Raw genomic sequence first — 1,453 nt, 5'->3', positions numbered from 1 at the left:
CGCCTCCAGCAGGCTCGCCGCCTGAACCGGACCGCCCGGGCCCCGCTCCACCTCCTGGAACGCCGACACGTTCAGAGCCGCGTCGTAGTCGAACCGCTCCGCCAGCCCGTCGCCGTGGCGCGCCTCCTCCACCTGACCGTTGCCGCCTGGGCAGTAGCCCATCGACAATACAGACTGTTTAGGCCCCATTTAAGATTGAGGAACTATATAAATATTATAGTTATTGCTATGACCTAAAGCAAAATAATAGCAAGCATTTGACGCAAATAGATCATAGCGCGCATCGATGCTATCTACTGAGCCAACTCCAGTTTCATAGTTCTGCTTTTTTTGTCGAGGAGCACCAGCAACAACGCTAAATTCATAATCAATCATGGTTTGAAATAAGAATATAACACTTAATTTGTCTCCCTCAAAAGTCAATGGCGCCTCGTCGTCAAGTTCCCACAATGGGCAATCAAAACCGGAGCCGAAGCGTATTTTATCTTCACCGCAAGTACCAAACTCCAAAATATGATGTTCAACATACTCTCTCGATGTTGTTTTTAAAGAAAGATTGACATCATCGATAATTAGAAATTTGAAAAAACTATCATAGTCTTTAAAAAAATGGTGGTCCAAATGCGTTGCTCGCAAGTCATGGGGCAGTTTTGGGATTATTCGGTCTGCCTCGTAGGCATTTATATTCGAAAATACGCTAACGATTTTTCCACCCAAGGCGTGATGCTCCGGCAACTTTATTTGGAAAAAAAATATTAAATCCTCTCCTGTCTTTGTATCCGCTGGCCAAGCTGAATCCTTCGGCAATGTCGGCGCCCCTCCAATATACGAGCGATTTAGAGGATTTTGAACATCTGGTACCGGCGAGTGAAAGATATCCATAACTACATTCTCTCTTTAGAAGATAGGAAGCGCCTTAGGGATTGGGAAACGTCTGACTTAAGACAGTTCCATTTGGAAACCTCGCTACATAATCAAGTGATACCGGTCTATTTGAATTTCCGACATAATTAGCTCTTAAATTCAGATCGGCAGTCTGGCCCGTGCTTATGATTTGCTTCGATATTGTTTTTTCAAATTCTCTAAATGCGCCCCTGTTTATATTTGGAGTTTGAGGAAATATATTATCTATATTTGTCCCCGTTCCTCCAAGCAATCTACCTTGTGCATGGCCAGCATCATCGGTAGCACGCCCCAATGAACGAGCGTATTCTCGTGTTGTTGGATTGGTAGCCGTACCAGTACCGATATCATTCGGTCCAGCCTGCCCCTTCCACTCAATCGGACGTCCGATACTGTCGCGGGTAATCTTAGGGCAGCAGACTAAACCGAGAGGATCCACCCAAATAGCCGGTGATAAGACGTATGAATTGCTCCTTGTTCCTCCGGCCAGTCCGATTGGATCTGGACTAGCATAATGCGCAGTCAGCGGATCATAATACCGGAACCGGTT

General features: G+C 46.0%; 2 protein-coding genes. Both read right to left on the bottom strand.

The window, feature by feature from the left end:
- Positions 1-189: 189 nt before the first annotated feature.
- Complete coding sequence (locus QR78_RS34510) at positions 190-882, bottom strand: YwqG family protein (protein WP_125901094.1); 693 nt, start codon at positions 880-882, stop codon at positions 190-192.
- A gap of 34 nt (positions 883-916) precedes the next feature.
- Positions 917-1,453, bottom strand: a 537-nt coding sequence (locus QR78_RS33300; RefSeq protein WP_179945941.1) for a DNA/RNA non-specific endonuclease, incomplete at its 5' end; no start/stop codon positions are given.

The organism is Methylobacterium indicum (assembly GCF_001043895.1).
Classification (GTDB): Bacteria; Pseudomonadota; Alphaproteobacteria; order Rhizobiales; family Beijerinckiaceae; genus Methylobacterium; species Methylobacterium indicum.
This window is presented reverse-complemented; position numbering and strand designations above follow the sequence as displayed.

Bases quoted from the DNA above. Each gene is read 5' to 3' on its own strand.
- QR78_RS34510 (WP_125901094.1), bottom strand. From the start codon at position 882: ATGGATATCTTTCACTCGCCGGTACCAGATGTTCAAAATCCTCTAAAT.